Origin of the sequence: Microbacterium immunditiarum (assembly GCF_013409785.1) — a bacterium.
Classification (GTDB): Bacteria; Actinomycetota; Actinomycetes; order Actinomycetales; family Microbacteriaceae; genus Microbacterium; species Microbacterium immunditiarum.
Window position 1 is genome coordinate 975,945 of record NZ_JACCBV010000001.1, and the last position, 18,429, is coordinate 994,373.

The following is an 18,429-nucleotide window of genomic DNA, read 5'->3' on the forward strand; positions in this document are numbered from 1 at the left end:
CATGGGATGGAAGATCGTCGTCGGCGCGGATGACGCCGGCTTCGCCTACAAGGAGGCGCTCCGCGAGCTGCTGGAGGCCGACCCGCGCGTGGACGGGGTCGTGGACGTCGGAGTGGCGCGCACGGAGACTACGCCGTACCCGAACGTCGCCGTGACGGCGGCGACCATCGTCGCGCGAGGGGAGGCCGACCGGGCGCTCCTCGTGTGCGGCACCGGGCTGGGCGTCGCGATCGCGGCGAACAAGGTGCGCGGCATCCGTGCCGTCACGGCCCATGACAGCTACTCGGTCGAGCGCTCGGTCAAGAGCAACAACGCGCAGGTGCTCACGCTCGGCGCCCGCGTCATCGGGCTCGAGCTGGCGAAGAAGCTCGTCGGCGAGTGGCTCGAGCATCGGTTCGATCCCGAGTCCGCGTCCGCCGCGAAGGTCGGTCTCATCGACCGCTACGAAGGGGGATCGCGGTGATCCGGAGAGTGGCGGTCGTCGGCTCGGGGTACATGGGCGGAGGGATCGCGCAGGTCCTGGCGCTGGCCGGCCGGGACGTCGTCCTCGCCGATGCGAGCGCCGAGCTCGCGGCGACCAATCGCGAGCGCCTCGTCCGCGAGGCGGGCGCGTATGCCGAGCGTGGGATCTTTCCCGCCGACGCGGAGGAGCGCGTCGCCGCGCGACTGACGGCCGCGGCGACACTGGAGGACGCGGTGGCAGACGTCGATTTCGTCGAGGAGGCCGTCCCCGAGATCCTCGAGCTCAAGCACGAGACGCTGCGTCGCATCAGCGCCGGATGCCGCCCCGACACGCTCATCGGCAGCAACACCTCCACCATCTCGATCGCCACGCTGGCCGAGGCCGTCGCGGGTGCCGAGCGGTTCCTCGGCGTCCACTTCAGCAATCCGGCGACGTTCGTGCCCGGGGTCGAGGTGATCCCGCACGAAGGCACTCGGCCCGAGGTCGTGACCCGCGTGGTCGATCTCCTCGCCGAATCCGGCAAGGTCGGAGTGCCCATCAAGGACGTGACCGGGTTCGTGCTCAACCGGCTGCAGTACGCGCTCTTCGGCGAGGCGGCTCGTCTCGTGGAGGAGGGTGTGGCGACCCCGGAGGCGATCGATCTCATCGTGCGGACGACGTTCGGGTTCCGGCTGCCCTTCTTCGGGCCGTTCGCCATCGCCGACATCGCGGGGCTCGACGTCTACGAGTTCTGCTACCGCTCGCTGCACGCGGCGTATCCGGATCGCTTCACCGAGCCCGCCGCCCTGCGCGAGAAGGTCGAGCGCGCAGACAAGGGCGTCAAGTCGGGTCGCGGGTTCCTCGCGACCTCCCCGGAGAAGGCTCCGGACCTCGCGGCGTACCGCGACGACGCGTACGCGGCCCTCTCCGCGCTCCTGCGCGACCTCGGTCCCGCGCCCGTCGACTACTGAGAGTTTCGGGCCCGAACAGGAAATTCACGGGGGACTCTTGACACCGTCGGGGACCGGTGCCAAAGTGTCTACAACGTTGCTCTACAACGTTGTAGACCAGGTGGAAAGAGTCGTCACCCGGCGGCTCGCAACACTACCTCCCACGGTCACGCACCGACGAAGAAGTCCAGCAACCGAAAGGAACTCCAGTGAAGACAAGGCCTGTTTTTGCTGTGATCACGGCGCTCGCATTTGCGGGCGCGCTCGTCGCCTGCTCCGCCGGTGGCGGCGGGGGTGACAACAACGGCGGTGGCGGCGGAGGCGACTCCGCCTCGAACTGCGAGAACGAGATCAAGAAGCCGGATGCCCCGGTCGTCACGCTCTGGGCGTGGTACCCGAACTCCGAGCTCGTGGTCGACAACTTCAACGAGGCGAACGACGACGTCCAGGTCTGCTGGACCAACGTCGGCGCCGGCGGCGAAGCATACGACAAGTTCCAGACCGCGATCTCGGCCGGCAGCGGCGCACCCGACGTCATGATGGTCGAGGCCGACCGCATCGCGACCTTCCAGGCGCAGGACGCCCTGGTCGACCTGAAGGACCTCGGCTACGAGGACGTGAAGGACAATTTCAGCGACGGCGCGTGGAAGGACGTCTCGGTCGGCGACGGGATCTACGGCGCTCCGATCGACGGCGGCCCGATGGGCATGATCTACCGCACCGACATCTTCGAGCAGTACGGCGTCACGCCGCCCACGACGTGGACCGAGCTCGAGGCCACGGCGCAGAAGGTCAAGGACGCGGGCGGTCCGTTCTTCGCGAGCTTCGCGGCGAACCAGCCCGCCTACGTGACGGCGCTCTTCTACCAGAACGGCGCCGAGCCGTTCGAGTACGACCCCGCGAACGAGGGACAGATCGGCATCGAGCTGAACAGTCCTGAGATCAAGGAAGTGCTCGACTTCTGGGCCGGCCTGGTCGAGAAGGGCCTCGTGGGCACGGAGGACCAGTTCACCCCCGAGTACATCGCGGGTGTGATCAACGGCAACTACGCGACCTACCTCTCGGCTGCGTGGGCGCCCGGCTACCTCCAGGGCGCTGGTGTCGGCGAGGGCGCCGACGCGGGCGTCTGGGCGACCGCTCCGATGCCGCAGTGGGATCCCAGCAGCCCCGTCGCCATCAACTGGGGCGGATCGGCGTTCTCGGTGTCGAGCCAGGCGTCGAACCCCGAGCTCGCTGCCAAGGTGGCGTTCGGCGTCTACGCCGACCAGGCGTCGCTCGATGATGGCTGGCAGAACCAGATCATCTTCCCGCTCAACGTGAACGTGCTGGACTCGGACGACTTCCTCAACTACGAGGTGCCCTTCTTCAGCGGCCAGCAGGCGAACAAGGATGTGTACGTGCCGGCGGCCAACGCCTACGAGGGCATGACCTACACGCCTCTCGGCCAGTACTACTACTCCGCGCTCACGGACCAGATCGCGGCGATCAACGACGGCCAGGTCACCGGCTCCGAAGCCGCCGACGCCCTGCAGGAGGATCTGGTGGCGTACGCGGAGGAGCAAGGCTTCACCGTCAACTGACGCGTCACGTCACGGAGGGCCGGTCCGTGCTCGCGCGGACCGGCCCTCGGTCATCCCCTCATACCCGGAGAAATCATGACCGCCTCAACAGCCACCCCGATGACGATGAAGGGGCGCCGACGCTCCACCGCCGCTCGACAGAACCTGTTCGGCTGGCTCTTCGTCGGACCATTCGGGATCGTCTTCCTCGCCATGCTCGTGCTGCCGATCGGCTTCGCGCTCTACCTGAGCCTCTTCCAGAAGTCGCTCATCGGAGGCACGAGGTTCGTCCTCTTCGGCAACTACGCGAAAGCCTTCACCGACCCGTCGTTCCTCGACGGCGTGTGGTTCGTCATCCGGTTCTCGCTGGTGCTCATCCCGTTCCAGATGGCGATATCGCTCGCGATCGCGCTCATCCTCGACATCGTGGTGACGCGGTTCGCCCGGTTCTCACGGCTCATGATCTTCATGCCGTACGCGATCCCGACCGTGATCGGCGCCCTCATGTGGGGGTTCCTGTACAGCGACAACTTCGGCCCGCTCGCGGAGATCTTCGGGATTTTCGGAGCTCAGGCCCCTGACTTCCTGAGCCGGAGCCTGATCTTCTGGGGCCTGCTCAACATCGTGACGTGGCAGTGGGCGGGCTACTACATGATCATCCTGTACGCCGCTCTGCAGGGGATCGACCCGACCCTGTACGAGGCGGCCCGCATCGACGGGGCGTCGCAGTGGCAGATCGTCCTGCGAATCAAGATCCCGCTCCTCGCGCCGGCGCTGCTGCTGATCCTCGTGTTCGCGCTCATCGGGACCCTGCAGTTCTTCAACGAGCCGAAGATCCTGCAGCAGCTCGCCGCCGGCGCGATTCCCGATGACTTCACACCGAACATGTACGCGTTCCAGCAGGCCTTCTCGCTGGCGAACCAGAACTACGGGGCCGCGATCTCGTTCGCGCTCGGGGCGGTCGTGTTCGTGTGCGTCTACATCTTCCTGTTCGCCACTCGCAAGCGAGGGAGCTTCTTCTCATGACCGTCACGCCCATGGAGCTCACCGGCGCACCTGCCGCCGAGCCGGGCGCCGTCGAGCGGCGCAGGTCCCCTCGAACGCCCGGACGCATCCCCCTCAGCATCGTCCTCGGGGTGCTGATGGTGTATTTCCTGGTGCCGTTCTGGTGGCTGATCGTGAACAGCTCCAAGAGCGCGGCAGGCCTCTTCGGCGGGGACAGCGCGCTGTGGTTCAGCGGCGACATCGACTACATCGGCAACCTCATCGATCTCTTCACCTACAGCGGCGGGATCTACGCCCGCTGGCTGGGCAACTCCGCCCTCTACGCGCTCCTCGGCGGCGTCGGCGCGACTGTGCTCGCGGTGCTCGCGGGCTACGGCTTCGCGAAGTACCGGTTCTTCGGCCGGCGTGCTTCGTTCGCGATCCTGCTCGGCGCGGTCATGGTGCCGACGACGGCACTGGTGATCCCGACGTTCGTCCTCTTCGCGCAGATCGGCTGGACGAACACGATCTGGGCGGTCATCGTCCCGACGCTGCTCAACCCGTTCGGCGTCTACCTCATGAACGTGTACGCGCGCGACGCGGTGCCGGACGAGCTGCTCGACGCGGCCCGGGTCGACGGGGCGGGGGAGTTCCGCACCTTCCTGCAGGTGGCGCTGCCGATGATGAGGCCGGCGATCGTGACGGTGCTCCTGCTGTCGGTCGTCGCTTCGTGGAACAACTTCTTCCTGCCGCTCGTGATGCTCTCCGACAACCGTCTCTTCCCGGTGACCGTCGGCATCGGCGTGTGGCAGTCGACCGCGTCGACGTACGGCGCCGCGGGCGGGCAGTCGCTGTGGAGCATCATCATCCTCGGCTCGCTCGTCTCGGTGATCCCGCTGATCATCGCGTTCCTGACGCTTCAGAAGTACTGGCGCGGCGGCCTGTCGATCGGAAGCCTCAAGTGATCCGCCCCCCGGACCTTCGCCGCCACCGCTCCTGCTCCGGAAGAGAAGCATGATCCGCGCACACCTCACCATCGACCCGCATTTCACGGTCGGCCCCATCAATCGCAGGCTCTTCGGATCCTTCGTCGAGCACCTGGGCCGGTGCGTGTACGACGGCATCTACGAGCCGGGGCATCCGACGGCCGACGAGAACGGCTTCCGCCGTGACGTCGTCGATCTCGTCAAGGAGCTGGGCGTCTCGACCATCCGCTACCCGGGCGGCAATTTCGTCTCGGGGTACCGGTGGGAGGACGGCATCGGCCCGCGCGACCAGCGCCCGCGCCGCCTCGACCTGGCGTGGCATTCGACCGAGACGAACCAGATCGGGCTCGACGAGTTCGCGACCTGGCTCGAGGGTGTGGGCAGCGAGCTCATGTACGCGGTGAACCTCGGCACGCGCGGTGTGCTCGAGGCGCTCGACGTGCTCGAGTACGCGAACCTCGAGTCGGGCACGTACTGGGCCGACAGACGCGTCGCGAACGGACGACCTGAGCCCCACAACATCCGCATGTGGTGCCTCGGCAACGAGATGGACGGGCCGTGGCAGCTCGGGCACAGCACCCCCGAGGCGTACGCGCAGCTCGCGGCGACCACGGCCGCGGCGATGCGGCAGATCGATCCCGGCCTCGAGCTCGTCGTGTGCGGCAGCTCGAGCGCCCAGATGGAGACCTTCGGCGAGTGGGAGCGCGTCGTCCTCGAGAAGACGTACGACTGCGTCGACTACATCTCGTGCCACGCGTACTACGAGCCGGAGGGCGACGACTTCGGGAGCTTCCTCGCCTCCGGCGTCAACATGGACCGCTTCATCGATGCCGTCATCGCGACGGCGGACTCGGTCAAGGCCGTCCTGCGCAGCGACAAGACGATGAACATCTCCTTCGACGAGTGGAACGTCTGGTACCAGTCGCGCTACCAGGAGGTCGAGCGGATCACGGACGTCCAGACGTGGCCGGTCGCGCCGCGCCTGCTCGAGGACTCGTACTCCGTCCTCGACGCCGTCGTGTTCGGGAGCCTCCTCATCTCGCTCATCCGCCACGCGGACCGCGTCACGGCCGCGAGCCTGGCGCAGCTCGTCAACGTGATCGCTCCGATCATGACCGAGCCGGGCGGGCAGGCATGGCGGCAGACCACGTTCTACCCGTTCTCGCTGACGTCGAAGCTCGCGCGGGCCACTGCGCTCGAGCTCAAGCTCGACAGCCCGACCTACGACACCGCGCGATACGGCGAGGTGCCGCTCGTCGACGCGGTCGCGACGCACGACGACGGCGGCACGACGATCTTCGCCGTGAACCGGAGCCTCACCGACGAGGTGACCCTCGAGATCGACACGCGCGCGCTCGGCGAGGTCGAGAGCGCCCAGGCGACGTCGCTGTTCGACGACGACATCCACGCGGCGAACACGCTCGCCCGCCAGGACCGCGTCGTGCCGCGGCCGAACGGGTCCGCGCGCATCGGGGACGGGACCGTGACGGTCACCCTCCCTCCCGTCTCGTGGACCGTGCTGACCCTGGGCTGATCACGGAGAGGAGGAGCGGATGACGCAGTCGAGCGTGCTCCGCGTCGACGGCACCCGCATCGTGGCGGGCGACACACCGGTGATCCTGCGGGGCTTCGGCCTCGGCGGGTGGATGAACATGGAGAACTTCATCACCGGATACGCCGGATCGGAGTCCCAGCAGCGCCGCGCCCTGCGGCGCGTTTTGGGCGAGGAGGGATCCGAGCGCTTCTTCGCGCGCTTCCTGCGCGAGTTCTTCACCGACGCGGATGCCGCATACCTCGCCTCCCTCGGCCTGAACTCGCTGCGCATCCCGTTCAACTACCGGCACTTCGAGTCCGACGCCGAGCCGTTCGTCATCGAGGAGGAGGGGTTCGCGCTCCTCGATCGTGTCGTCGACGCGTGCGCGGCGCACGGCATCTACACGATCCTCGACCTGCACGCGCTGCCCGGCGCGCAGAACCAGCACTGGCACAGCGACAACCCGACGCAATGGGCGCACTTCTGGGAGCAGCGGCAGTTCCAGGATCGGGTCGTCAACCTGTGGGAGCACATCGCAGAGCACTATCGGGGCAACCCGTGGGTGGCCGGGTACAACCCGGTGAACGAGCCCGCCGATGCGCACGGCGACGCGATCGGCCCCTTCTACCGGCGGCTCGAGGCGGCGATCCGGGCGGTCGACCCCGACCACATCCTCTTCCTCGACGGCAACCGGTACTCGACGCAGTTCGACCAGCTGGGCGACCCGCTGCCGAACACGGTCTACACCGCGCACGACTATGCGCTTCCCGGTTTCGTGGACGGCGGCCCGTACCCGGGCGTCTCCCGCGGCGAGTACGTGGATCGCGACCGTGTCGAGGAGACCTTCCTGCAGCGCACCGCGTACATGCGCGAGACGGGCACGCCCATCTGGGTCGGGGAGTTCGGGCCGGTCTACACGGGCGACCCCGCCCGCGACGAGCAGCGGTATCAGCTTCTGCAGGACCAACTCGAGATCTACGACCGACACGATGCGAGCTGGGCGCTGTGGACGTACAAGGACATCGGGCTCCAGGGCGTGGTCACGGTCGATCCGGAATCGGAGTATCTGCGCCGCATCGCGCCGGTGCTCGAGAAGAAGGCGCGGCTGGGCGTCGACTCATGGGGGTCGACGGATGCCGGCATCCGCGACGTCCTCGACCCGATCGAGCGGCTCTTCGAGACCGAGTTCCCCGACTTCCAGCCCTACCCGTGGGGTGCGCGCCGGTGGATCCACGGGCACGTCCGTCACGTCATGCTCGCCGAGGCGATGGTCGACGAGTTCGCGCGCGCGTTCGAGGGCGTGGGCCCCGACGAGGCCGAGCGGCTCGCCGACGCGTTCGCCATCCGCAACTGCCGCATCCGCGAGGGACTGGCCGCGATCCTCGAGCGCGCCGCGCGCTGAACCCCCGGTCGAACGATGCCGCAGACCCAGCGAGTGACCCTCAAGGAGATCGCCGCTCGAACGGGGGTCTCCATGACGACCATCTCCAAGGTGCTCAACGGCGCCGCGGATGTGTCGTCGGCGACGCGCGCACTCGTCGAGGAGCAGCTGCGCGAGAGCGGGTACCGGCGGCGCAAGAGCAAGAAGCGCCGGGAGTACATCGAGGTCGTGCTCGACGAGCTCGACGGCGAGTGGGCCCTCGCGATCATCGAGGGCGTGCGCGAGGCCGCGGCCGAGGTGGGACTCGCGATCTCGCTCTCGGTCAGCGGCGACCGCCAAGGCCCCGGGCCGGAGTGGTTCGACTCCGTCGTGCGCCGAGCGCCCACCGGCGTCATCCTCCTCTTCGCGGGACTGTCGCGCGAGGGCCAGCAGAAGCTGAGCGCGCGGGGCATCCCGTTCGTCGTGATCGATCCCGCAGGCGATCCTGACCCGGGCATTCCTGCGATAGGCTCCGCGAACTGGTCGGGCGGGCTCGCGGCCACCCGCCACCTCATCGACCTCGGCCACCGGCGCATCGCCGCTCTCAGCGGCCCGCGCGACGTCATGTCGGCCGTGGCCCGGATCGACGGATTCCGCGCCGCGATGACCTCGGCACACCTGCCCGTCCGGCCCGAGTGGGTCCGATTCGGGGAGTTCCGACTCGAGAGCGGCGAGCTGCACGCGATGCGACTGCTGAGCGGGAGCGAGACTCCGACGGCGATCTTCGCGGGCAGCGACATCCAGGCGCTCGGGGTGCTGCACGCGGCGAACGCGCTGGGCATCGCGGTGCCGGATGACCTGTCGGTCGTGGGCTTCGACGACCTCGCGATCGCGGAGCTCGCGAATCCGCGGCTCACGACGATCCACCAGCCCGTGCGCGAGATGGCGGAGCAGGCGACGCGTCTTCTGCTCGGGCTCGCCGACGCCCCGACAACGGAGGTCACGCGGGTGGAGCTCGCCACGACGCTCATCGTCCGCGACTCGACAGCCCCGTCCGCATCCGTCATTCCATAGGAAAGGGTTGCCGACGAGGAGGTCCTCGCCGGCAACCCTTCTCAGCGGATGATCAGTCCAGCCAGTGGCTCAGGTTGGCCGTGATCTGGTCGGCGAGGGCTGTGAGTCCCGCCGCCTCCTCCTCGGTCACCTTGCCGTTCGCCACGAAGTCGGCCACCTGCGTGGTGTAGCCGTCGAGCACCTCGAGCGCCTCGACGCTCTTGCCCTTGCCGATGAGCGTCAGCGCCTGGTCGAGCTTGACCGTGAGGGCGTTCTTGTTGCCCTTGTTCAGGCTCGTCGCCGCGACGTTGTCCTTCAGCTGCCCGATCTCGTCCTGAATGAACGCCTCGGGGTGCCAGAGGTAATCGCGTGCCCAGATCGAGAACAGCTGGTTCCAGGCGTTGAAGTCGTGCGCACCGGCAACCGTCGTGTTCTCGATGAACCCGAAGTTGTCGAGGTTGGCAACCGTGTTCGGGTTGGGCAGACCGAAGTCCCACGCGCCCGCGCCGTAGTGGATGTACGGGTAGAGCAGGTCCGGTGTGGTGGTGGGAACGCTCGCGCCACCGCTCCAGGGGCCGTAGTACGCGAACTGGTCGGCATCGTCCCGGATCAGGTTCTGGGTCACGAAGGAACCCGCCGACAGGCCCGCGAACGCCCGGTCGATCGCCTTCGTCGAGACGTTGTAGTTCGCCTCGACGAACGGGATCACGACATTGCGCAGGTTGGGATACGCGTCGCCCAGGACGGCCTGGTTTCCGGCGCCTCCGAGGTAGTTCGTGTTCGTCGTGATGACGACCGCGGGCTCGGTGGTGCCGTCGTCGAGCAGGTTGTCCATGATGACAGGGACGTTGCCCATGTTCATCCAGTCGGACTGGTCCTGACCGCCGCCGTGCTGCATGTAGATCGTCTTGTACGGCTCTGCGCGGTTCGGGTCGTAGTCCGGCGGGAGGTACACGCCGACCGTGCGCGGGATGCCGTTCAGCGGCGGCACGCCCGGGAGCTCGACGTAGCTCCACGTGCCCTTGTCCGAATCCTCACGCGGCAGCTCGATCTGGCGAGCGGCGAGCGGGCCGAAGTTCTGCTTCTCGGCGTCGTACGGCACGAAGACCTTGTTGAAGGCGCGGCGAGCCGTGCCCGTCAGACCGTCCGGTGCGTAGATCGGCGAGTTCGCCGGGTCGGTCACCCACAGGCTCGTGTTGTTGTTCACGTAGAACCAGTACTGGTTCGCACCGGCGGCAAGCGGAACATCGATCACCCAGTAGCCGTCGCCCGCGTCGGTCATCTCCACGTCCAGCGCACCGCCGCCTCGCATGAGGCCGGGGAAGTACTCGGACGGCTGATAGACCGTCGTGTCGCTGAGGTCGTCCCAGTTGCGCAGCAGGATGTCGGCGACGAAGCGGACGCTCGTGGCATCCGGGTTGTAGTACACGAAGTGACCCGTGTAGCCGGTCGGCGAGTTCGGGTCCGCGTAGACGGTCGGTCCGGGCGTCAGGTGCTCGTCGGCCTGTGCCGCGAGCGGCACCGTGCCGAGGACCATGACGCACGCGAGTCCGAGGGCCGCGAGCGGGCGTGCCCGGCGGATCTGGGGAGCCGGCGGGGTGCCCGCGTCCGCCCGTTCCTCTGGGAGGGTCCGCCGTTGGAAAACTCTCATCACTGTTCCTCCTTGAAAAGTGGCCGAGCCTCCACCTAGCCCGGTTGAGCGCCAGGCTATTGACGATTTACGACGTTGTAAAGAGAATTCTTACGACGTTGTAAATCCGGTCGTCCGGCGCGGTGACCGGCGTCGGTCACGCCTCTGGAGGCCCGAAATCGGGTGCTGCAGCCCGCGCGGCATCCGATGAGTCAGCCGAGCGGATCGGCCGTCAGGTCGCGCACGTGGTAGAACTCCTGGTCCCACAGGAGGTACACGAGCCACGCGGGGAGGTAGTACGCCTCCTGCAGGAAGTTCGACTGCGACGCGTGGATCGCCCAGCCCTCGTGCTTCTTGCCGACCTCGGCCGACATCGCGTACTCGGGGTCCGGCTGGTTGTCGACGACGAACGCGCCGACCTCACCGCCGAAGATCGAGAGGGCCGCGGTCGGGCTGATCGTGTACACGATGTGATCGGGACCGCGGTACGAGCCGCCCTCCTCCGCGAGCTGCGCGACCGCGAGCTCGGTGACGCGCCCCATCTGCATGTGGTCGGGGTGCCCGGTCGCACCCGACTCGGGCCAGAACGCGACGACCACGTCGGGGCGCACGCGCTTCATGACCGATGCCACGCGGTCGACGAGCTCGTCCTCGTCGACGTCGGGCACGCCGCCGTCGGGGTAGTCCCATATCTCGTGCTCGTCGACGCCGAGGTTGAAGCTGTTCTTGAGCGCTTCGGCCCTGCGGACGTCGCCGAGGTCGTCCTGCCGCGCGACGACCGGCGTCTGGTGGCCGGCCTCGCCGCGCGTCGCGGTGATCATCGCGGTGTAGGCGCCGTCGTGCTGCTTCGCGCGCCAGAACAGGCCGTTGACGGTCTGCTCGTCGTCGGGGTGCGCGAACACCCCGAGCACGCGCGTTCCGTCGAGCTCGCCGACGACCGAGTCGACGCCCTTCGCGGTCGGCATGTGGAAGAGGTGGCGCCCCGCCCAGTAGACCCCGGCGAGGAGGACGACGAGGACGGACGCGACGACGATGAGCGCGATCCAGCGCTTGCGCATGAGGGGACTCCGGGTGTGATGCGGTGCGACCTGTCGGCGGTGACGGTCGAGGAATCCTAAACCGAACCGGGGGCGTCGCCTGACCGGGTGTGGACGGACGTGGCGTCCGTGTAAAAGATTCTTGACACAGGGAGTTGGAGCGGCGTAGCGTCGATGTAAAGAAAACCTGACATCCAAGGAGCCGGCGATGGTCTACGAAGAACGCAACACGTGGTCGAGCCTCGTCGTGACGCTCATCGCGATGATCGTGTACGTCGTCGTGGTGCTGCAGGCGGCCGGCGGCGGACCGCTGACCGACGTCGACTGGTGGCCGATCATGCTGTGGACGATCGCCGGCGCCATCGTCGTGACGATCGTCGTGAGCATCCTGTGGGGGATGCTGGCCGGCATGCGCGATCCCGACGAGGTCGGGAAGTCCGACCAGCGCGACCGCGACATCGCCCGCATGGGCGAGCGCGTCGGGACGGCGTTCCTCGTGCTCGGCGGGCTCGCGGTGATCGTGCTGTGCGCGTTCGAGGCCGACTGGTTCTGGATCGCGAACGCGATGTTCTTCGGCTTCGCGATCTCGAACATCGTCGGCGCGATCGCCCGCGTGGTCGCCTACCGCCGGGGGCTCGCGTGATGGTCAAGCCCACGCGCGTCACGAACTCCATCCGCCCGCTGCGCGAGGCGGCCGGCCTCACGCAGGCGGAGCTGGCCAAGCGCATCGGCGTCACCCGCCAGACCCTCATCGCGATCGAGCAGGGCAGGTACTCGCCCACGCTAGAACTCGCCTTCCAGATCTCACGCGTCTTCGAGGTCGGCCTCGACGACGTCTTCCAGTACCCCGAGGAGTCACCATGACCACGGATGCCGCAACCACCCGCGCCTGGATCCAGCCCGCCTATGGCGGCCCCGAGATCCTCGAGCAGCGCACGATCGACCGGCCGAGGCCCGGCAAGGGGGAAGTGCTCGTGCGCGTGCGCGCCACGAGCCTCAACTCCGCCGACGCCAAGCTCCTGCGCGGCGAGCCCGGCGTGCTGCGCCTCGGGTTCGGACTGCGCCGACCGCGCAATCCCGTCCGGGGTATGGACGTCGCCGGAACGATCGTCGCCGTGGGCGAAGGCGTCGACGGGTCGCACGTCGGCGACGAGGTCGTCGGCGAGATCTCCGGAGGCGGCGGGGGTCTGGCGACGTACGCCGTGACGCGCTTCGGCCGGGTCGTGCCCCGCCCGGCCGACGTCGACCCGGCGACCGCCGCAGCGGTGCCGCTCGCGGGCGGAACCGCGTGGCACGCGCTGCGCCTCGCCGGAGTGCGTGCCGGGAGCCGGGTGCTCGTGATCGGCGCATCCGGCGGTGTCGGCAGCTTTGCGGTCCAACTCGCCGCCCGGTCCGGCGCCGAGGTGTGGGCGCTGTGCGGCGAGCGCAACCGCGCGCTCGTCGAGAGGCTCGGAGCGACGCGCACGTTCGACTACCGGGCGACGGGTCCCGAGACCCTCCCCGAGGGGACGTTCGACGCGGTGATCGACATCGGCGGCACTGCACCCCTGGGCGTGCTGCAGCGGCTCGTCCGCGAGGGCGGCAGCGTCGTGATGGTCGCGGGGGAGGGCAAGGGGCCGTTCGGCCCGATAGGGCGGATGCTGCGCGCCGTCTTCCGCTCGATCGGCTCGAAGCGGCGGCTTCGCCCGCTCGCGGCGCGGGCGTCGGCATCCGTCACCTCGATGCTGCTCGAGAAGGTCGCGCGCGGCGAGCTCGAGCCCGTGATCGAGCGGACGTTCGCGTTCGACGAGGCGCGCGACGCGCTCGCGCACGTCGACGCGGGGCACACGGTGGGGAAGGTCGTGGTGCGCGTCGAGGACTGATCGAGGGGGGCCGGCGACACGCTGCGGAGCGCGCGCCAAGGAAGTCGTGCGACAATATTCCCCGGCGTGCCCGGATCGCCCCCTTCGTCGTGCGGATGCACCATGGAACGAAGGGCCGCCGGGCCTCTGGACAGCGTCCGCCATCCCCATTCCGATGAGGAGCGAAATGTCCCAGAACACAGCCGCACCGCGTACCGTGACCACCGTGACCGCCGACCAGCCGCGCATCCAGCAGCACCGCCGCTATCTCATGTGCCGGCCCGAGCACTTCACGGTGAGCTACACGATCAACCCCTGGATGGTGCCGGCGAACCCCACCGACACGGCCGTGGCTCTGCGGCAGTGGCAGACGCTGTACGACACGTACATCTCCCTCGGTCACGAGGTTCAGTTGATCGACCCGATCCCGGGCCTGCCCGACATGGTCTACACGGCCAACGGCGGCTTCGCCATCGACGGCGTCGCGTACGGCGCCAAGTTCCGGTTCCAGGAGCGCGTGCCCGAGGCCCCGGCGTTCATGGAGTGGTTCCGCGAGAACGGGTTCGAGGTCGTCGATCCCCGCGAGGTCAACGAGGGCGAGGGCGACTTCCTGCTCGTCGGCGACACGATCCTCGCCGGCACCGGCTTCCGCTCGACCGGCGACAGCCACCGCGAGGTGGGCGAGGTCTTCGACAGAGAGGTCGTGTCGCTCAATCTCGTCGACCCGCGCTTCTACCACCTCGACACCGCGATCTCGGTGCTCGACCCCGTTCAGGGTCCGGGCGGCGTCGAGCGCGCGAACATCGCCTACCTGCCGAGCGCGTTCGACGAGCGCAGCCAGGCGATCCTCGCCGAGCGCTACCCCGAGGCGATCCTCGTCGACGACGCCGACGGCGCGGTGTTCGGGCTCAACTCGGCCAGCGACGGCCTGAACGTGTTCATCTCGCCGCGGGCCAAGGGCTTCGAGGCGCAGCTGCGCGAGCGCGGCTACAACCCCGTGCTCGTCGACCTGTCCGAACTGCTCCTGGGCGGCGGCGGCATCAAGTGCTGCACGCTCGAGCTGCGACGGTGACGGGAGCCGTCATGGCGGTCCACACTCCCTCTCTTCACACCGGCACGATGCGCATCATCGGCGCCGAAGAGCAGCACGTCGCCCACAACTACCACCCCCTCCCCGTGGTCATCTCGCGGGGCGAGGGCGCGTGGGTGACCGACGTCGAGGGCAAGCGCTACCTCGACCTGCTGTCGGCGTACTCGGCCCTGAACTTCGGGCACCGGCATCCGGCCATCGTCGCGGCGGCGCGCGAGCAGCTCGACCGGCTCACGCTGACGAGCCGCGCGTACCACAACGACCGGCTCGGAACCTTCGCCGCCGCGCTCGCGAAGCTGTGCGGCAAGGACCTCGTGCTCCCGATGAACACCGGCGCCGAGGCGGTCGAGACCGGCATCAAGGTGGCGCGCGCGTGGGGCTACCGCGTGAAGGGCATCACACCGGATGCCGCGACCATCGTTGTCGCGAACGGCAACTTCCACGGCCGCACCACGACGATCGTCGGCTTCAGCGACGACCCGCAGGCGCACGACGACTTCGGTCCGTACGCGCCCGGGTTCGTGTCTGTCGCGTTCGGCGACGCGGCGGCGATCGAGGCCGCGATCACGCCCGAGACGGCGGCGGTGCTCATCGAGCCGATCCAGGGCGAGGCCGGCGTCGTGATCCCGCCCGAGGGCTACCTGCGAGAGGTGCGCGAGATCTGCACGCGCCACAACGTGCTGTTCATCGCGGACGAGATCCAGTCCGGCCTGGGCCGCGTCGGCGAGACGTTCGCGTGCGACCGCGAGGATGTCGTGCCCGACGTCTACCTGCTCGGCAAGGCGCTCGGCGGCGGAATCCTGCCGCTGTCGGCGGTCGTCGCGAACGCGGATGTTCTCGGCGTCATCCGTCCGGGTGAGCACGGCTCGACGTTCGGCGGCAACCCGCTCGCGGTCGCGGTCGGCGAGCGTGTCGTCGAGATGCTGTCGACGGGCGAGTTCCAGCGCCGCGCCGCGGCGCTCGGCGAGCACCTCGAGGCCCGCCTCGACGAGCTCGTGGGGCACGGCGTGACCGAGGTCCGCGTCGCGGGCCTGTGGGCCGGCATCGACATCGACCCCTCGGTCGGCACGGGCCGCGAGGTGGCGGAGCGGATGCTGACGCGCGGCGTGCTCGTGAAGGACACGCACGGCCAGACGATCCGCATCGCGCCGCCTCTCGTCGTGCGCGCGACCGAGCTGGACTGGGCGATCGAGCAGCTCAAGTACGTGCTCGAGGGCTGACGCCTCGGGATCAGCCGGTGGAGGGATCCGCCGGCGATGACGGGAACATCGGCGGGTACGAACGTCGCACCTCGCTGAGCGATCGGTGCCAGTAGATGTAGAGCAGCGCCAGCGTGATCGCGAACGAGAGAAGTGCGAGCGGCCATGCGACCGCGCCGCCCGCCGCGGATGCCGCGAGCCCCACGCATCCGCCGGCGACGACCGCGGTCACGATGCCCACGATTCCCTGCGTCTGCACCGTCAAGTGGATGAGCGGCAGCCGGGGCCGCGTGCGACGCATGCCGGTGCCGATGCTCCGGTAGAGCGCGGCCTCATCGTCGTGGACGGGGAGCACGAGGTACGGCCGGACGCCGGGGCTGGTGTCGGCGAAGAAGCGCCGGATCCGGTTCATCCCCATGAGGTACACGTGCAGCTCGCGCTGCACCTCGACCACCCGGATGAACGTCGCGATCCCCAGGAACAGGGTCAATGCGAGGACGATCACCGCGACGGCGGTGAAGGTGCCGGAATCCATTCCTCCCTGCGAGGTGAATCCGAAAGCCACGCCTGCGGCGGACACGACGCCCAGGTAGAGACTCGTTCGCGTGAGCGATGCCGTCCACGCGGCGGTGACAGCGGCCATGAGCACGCTGTACTCGGTCGTGAGCGCCTCGCGCACGCGCGCGTCATCGGGCGAGGCGGGTGGGGCGGGAGGGCGGTCCGGTGCACCGGCGGCGCTCGGTGCGCCGTCGGGGGCGTCGTCGCTGGGGCGCATGCCTCATCGTAAGCACGCGCCGCTCACTCGTGTTCGGGGAGCACCGGCGTCGACCAGCCGGGATCGCGACCGAGCTGCGCGGCACGGGCGACCGACGTCGCGCCGAACCTGTCGCGCACGGCGTCGAGCACGTTGTCGAGGCGCATTCCGTCGTCCCAGTCGATCGGAAGCTCCGGCTGAACGCCCTCGATGTGGCTCAGTTGCGACAGTGAGACGCCGATGAGGGTGATCCCGCGCTCGGCGATCACCGGCAGCGCCGCGGCGAGCAGGCCTCGCGCGACCGCGAGCAGCACCGCCGTCCGGTCGGTGGGGGAGCGGAGGGTGCGCGAGCGCGTCGCCTTCGCGAAGTCGCCGTAGCGAAGGCGCAGCACGACCGTGCGGCACACCCGGTGGCGGTCGCGCAGCCGGCGCGCGAGGCGGTCGACGATCTGGGTGAGGAAGAGGTCCAGCTCTTCGGCCGTGCGTGGTCGGGTGCCGAGCGCGCGCTGAGAGCCGATCGACCCCCGCCGTCTCGTGGTGTCGACCGGACGCGGGTCGCGGAGCCGGGCGAGCGCGTGAAGGTGCGCGCCGGCCGCCTTGCCGAGGAGGCGCTCGGCGGTCGCGGCTTCGAGCTCGGCCAGCTCCCCGACGGTGTGGATGCCCAGGCGGTGCAGCTTCTCGGCGGTGACGGCGCCGACGCCCCACAGCCGCTCGACCGGAAGCGGGAGGAGGAACGCCTGCTCCTGCTCGGGCTCGACCACGAGCAGGCCGTCGGGCTTGCTGACCGCGCTCGCGACCTTCGCGAGGAACTTCGTGCGGGCGACCCCGACCGAGATCGCCAGTCCGACCTCGGCTCGCACCCGCTGGCGCAGTCCGACCGCGATCTGTTCCGGCGTGCCCGCGATGCGCCGGAGGCCCCCGACCTCGAGGAAGGCCTCGTCGATCGAGAGTCCCTCGACGAGCGGCGTGGTGTCGCGGAAGATCTCGTACACGGCCTTGCTGGCGGCGGAGTACGCCTCCATCCGAGGCGGGACGACGACGGCATCCGGACACAGCTCTCGAGCCTGCCTGCCGCCCATCGCGGTGCGCACTCCGCGCGCCTTCGCCTCGTAACTGGCCGCCAGCACCACCCCGCCGCCGACGATCACCGGTCGTCCTCGCAGCTCGGGTGCGTCGCGCTGCTCGACCGAGGCGTAGAACGCGTCGAGGTCGGCATGCAGCACGGTCGCCTCGCCCCGCATCCGACCCCTCCTGCCGATCCGCCTGTGCGGATCGTCGCACCTACCGGGGACACGGCTTCCGCGCTATCGGCGGAGGCGCGCGCCCCTAGGCTTCGGGGAAACACACGACGGGAGTCGCGATGGCTGAGAGGGCTTCGATCTGGCAGCGGATCGTCCGGTGGTTCCGCCCCGAGCGCGAGACGTACGACACGCGGCGCACCCGCCCCGACGAGCCCGGCGACCGTCCGAACGATCAGTTCAACGAGCCCACCGACCAGCGTCGTGCGGGATGGTCGGGCTGGTGAGGCCGTCGCCCATCACGCCGCGGCAGGGGTGAACGGCTCGTAGCAGTCGAACGTCTCGTGCCGCACGATCGCGCCGTCGCGCACGGTGAGCATCGCCGCGACGTGGGCGATGAGCTCCTGGCCTTCGCGGAACGGGCCGACGGATGCGCCGATCACCCCCCGCCACGTCGCACGCGCGGCGGCCCGCTCGCCGTCGGCGATGACCTCGTGCACCGTGAACTCCTGCTCGCGCAGCAGCGCTTTGCCGCGGGCGAATCCCTCGACCGTCTGCGCCAGATCGCGGGACACCCCGGTCGGCACGAGCGCGTTCGGATGCTCGACGAGCACGACGTCGGGCGCGAGCACGGAGCGCAGGTCCTCCTCGGTGGAGGAGAGGTCGGACACGATCCGGTAGTAGCGGCGCACGACCTGTTCGACGTCGGTCGCCGGTTGCAGCATCCGCTCTGTCGTCACGTCGTAAGTATTACACAACCATAGTTGTGTAG

Annotated in this window: 19 protein-coding genes; 14 read left to right on the top strand and 5 right to left on the bottom strand. The window is 69.0% G+C overall.

The genetic code is table 11. From position 1 onward, the window contains the following. Nucleotide 1: 1 nt before the first annotated feature. The 8 genes from BJ991_RS04320 (at nucleotide 2) to BJ991_RS04355 (ending at nucleotide 8,889) form a co-directional block, all read left to right on the top strand. Nucleotides 2-463 carry a ribose-5-phosphate isomerase gene (locus BJ991_RS04320; RefSeq protein WP_179487790.1) on the top strand — a complete coding sequence of 154 codons (462 nt, stop codon included), beginning with the start codon at nucleotides 2-4 and terminating at the stop codon, nucleotides 461-463. Beyond that, a complete protein-coding gene (locus BJ991_RS04325; protein WP_179492486.1) occupies nucleotides 463-1,413 on the top strand; it encodes a 3-hydroxyacyl-CoA dehydrogenase NAD-binding domain-containing protein in 951 nt (316 codons plus the stop codon). Before BJ991_RS04320 ends, BJ991_RS04325 begins: the two co-directional genes overlap by 1 nt. Nucleotides 1,414-1,601: 188 nt before the next feature. Next, nucleotides 1,602-2,972 carry an extracellular solute-binding protein gene (locus tag BJ991_RS04330; protein WP_179487792.1) on the top strand — a complete coding sequence of 457 codons (1,371 nt, stop codon included), beginning with the start codon at nucleotides 1,602-1,604 and terminating at the stop codon, nucleotides 2,970-2,972. Between the two features lie 75 nt (nucleotides 2,973-3,047). Next, entirely contained in the window at nucleotides 3,048-3,977 is a 930-nt protein-coding gene (locus tag BJ991_RS04335) for a carbohydrate ABC transporter permease (RefSeq protein ID WP_246301021.1), read from the top strand. After that, nucleotides 3,974-4,900 carry a carbohydrate ABC transporter permease gene (locus BJ991_RS04340; RefSeq protein ID WP_179487794.1) on the top strand — a complete coding sequence of 309 codons (927 nt, stop codon included), beginning with the start codon at nucleotides 3,974-3,976 and terminating at the stop codon, nucleotides 4,898-4,900. The genes BJ991_RS04335 and BJ991_RS04340 overlap by 4 nt, the downstream gene beginning before the upstream one ends. 49 nt (nucleotides 4,901-4,949) lie before the next feature. Next, nucleotides 4,950-6,455, top strand: a complete 1,506-nt coding sequence (arfA, locus tag BJ991_RS04345) for an arabinosylfuranosidase ArfA (protein WP_179487796.1) — start codon at nucleotides 4,950-4,952, stop codon at nucleotides 6,453-6,455. Nucleotides 6,456-6,474: 19 nt separating this feature from the next. Continuing rightward, nucleotides 6,475-7,857 (top strand): glycoside hydrolase family 5 protein, encoded by a 1,383-nt coding sequence (locus BJ991_RS04350; protein WP_179487798.1) that lies wholly within the window; start codon nucleotides 6,475-6,477, stop codon nucleotides 7,855-7,857. A 15-nt stretch (nucleotides 7,858-7,872) separates the two neighbouring features. Continuing rightward, nucleotides 7,873-8,889: a LacI family DNA-binding transcriptional regulator gene (locus tag BJ991_RS04355; RefSeq protein WP_179487800.1), complete on the top strand. Its 1,017-nt coding sequence runs from the start codon at nucleotides 7,873-7,875 to the stop codon at nucleotides 8,887-8,889. A gap of 52 nt (nucleotides 8,890-8,941) precedes the next feature. On the opposite strand, the gene BJ991_RS04360 is transcribed toward BJ991_RS04355, so the two are convergent. After that, nucleotides 8,942-10,519 (bottom strand): alpha/beta hydrolase, encoded by a 1,578-nt coding sequence (locus BJ991_RS04360; RefSeq protein ID WP_179487802.1) that lies wholly within the window; start codon nucleotides 10,517-10,519, stop codon nucleotides 8,942-8,944. A gap of 191 nt (nucleotides 10,520-10,710) precedes the next feature. Next, nucleotides 10,711-11,556, bottom strand: coding sequence for a PIG-L deacetylase family protein (locus BJ991_RS04365; protein ID WP_179487804.1), 846 nt, complete (start codon nucleotides 11,554-11,556; stop codon nucleotides 10,711-10,713). Nucleotides 11,557-11,743: 187 nt separating this feature from the next. Between BJ991_RS04365 and BJ991_RS04370 the strand changes: the two genes are divergently transcribed. The 5 genes from BJ991_RS04370 (at nucleotide 11,744) to rocD (ending at nucleotide 15,686) form a co-directional block, all read left to right on the top strand. After that, complete coding sequence (locus tag BJ991_RS04370; RefSeq protein WP_179487806.1) at nucleotides 11,744-12,178, top strand: hypothetical protein; 435 nt, start codon at nucleotides 11,744-11,746, stop codon at nucleotides 12,176-12,178. Further along, nucleotides 12,178-12,399: a helix-turn-helix transcriptional regulator gene (locus BJ991_RS04375; RefSeq protein ID WP_179487808.1), complete on the top strand. Its 222-nt coding sequence runs from the start codon at nucleotides 12,178-12,180 to the stop codon at nucleotides 12,397-12,399. Before BJ991_RS04370 ends, BJ991_RS04375 begins: the two co-directional genes overlap by 1 nt. Continuing rightward, complete coding sequence (locus BJ991_RS04380) at nucleotides 12,396-13,397, top strand: NAD(P)-dependent alcohol dehydrogenase (RefSeq protein ID WP_179487810.1); 1,002 nt, start codon at nucleotides 12,396-12,398, stop codon at nucleotides 13,395-13,397. The genes BJ991_RS04375 and BJ991_RS04380 overlap by 4 nt, the downstream gene beginning before the upstream one ends. 166 nt (nucleotides 13,398-13,563) lie before the next feature. Then, nucleotides 13,564-14,448: a dimethylargininase gene (gene ddaH, locus BJ991_RS04385; RefSeq protein ID WP_218852859.1), complete on the top strand. Its 885-nt coding sequence runs from the start codon at nucleotides 13,564-13,566 to the stop codon at nucleotides 14,446-14,448. Nucleotides 14,449-14,459: 11 nt separating this feature from the next. Continuing rightward, complete coding sequence (gene rocD / locus BJ991_RS04390) at nucleotides 14,460-15,686, top strand: ornithine--oxo-acid transaminase (protein ID WP_281363920.1); 1,227 nt, start codon at nucleotides 14,460-14,462, stop codon at nucleotides 15,684-15,686. 10 nt (nucleotides 15,687-15,696) lie between these two features. Here the strand turns inward: rocD and BJ991_RS04395 are convergent, their stop codons facing one another. Then, nucleotides 15,697-16,440 (bottom strand): hypothetical protein, encoded by a 744-nt coding sequence (locus tag BJ991_RS04395; RefSeq protein WP_179487812.1) that lies wholly within the window; start codon nucleotides 16,438-16,440, stop codon nucleotides 15,697-15,699. Nucleotides 16,441-16,463: 23 nt separating this feature from the next. Continuing rightward, a complete protein-coding gene (gene dinB, locus BJ991_RS04400) occupies nucleotides 16,464-17,660 on the bottom strand; it encodes a DNA polymerase IV (RefSeq protein WP_179487814.1) in 1,197 nt (398 codons plus the stop codon). A gap of 119 nt (nucleotides 17,661-17,779) precedes the next feature. Here dinB and BJ991_RS04405 point away from each other — a divergent pair, with 119 nt between their 5' ends. After that, complete coding sequence (locus tag BJ991_RS04405; RefSeq protein ID WP_179487816.1) at nucleotides 17,780-17,944, top strand: hypothetical protein; 165 nt, start codon at nucleotides 17,780-17,782, stop codon at nucleotides 17,942-17,944. Between the two features lie 12 nt (nucleotides 17,945-17,956). On the opposite strand, the gene BJ991_RS04410 is transcribed toward BJ991_RS04405, so the two are convergent. After that, nucleotides 17,957-18,397: a nuclear transport factor 2 family protein gene (locus BJ991_RS04410; protein ID WP_179487818.1), complete on the bottom strand. Its 441-nt coding sequence runs from the start codon at nucleotides 18,395-18,397 to the stop codon at nucleotides 17,957-17,959. Nucleotides 18,398-18,429 lie beyond the last annotated feature (32 nt).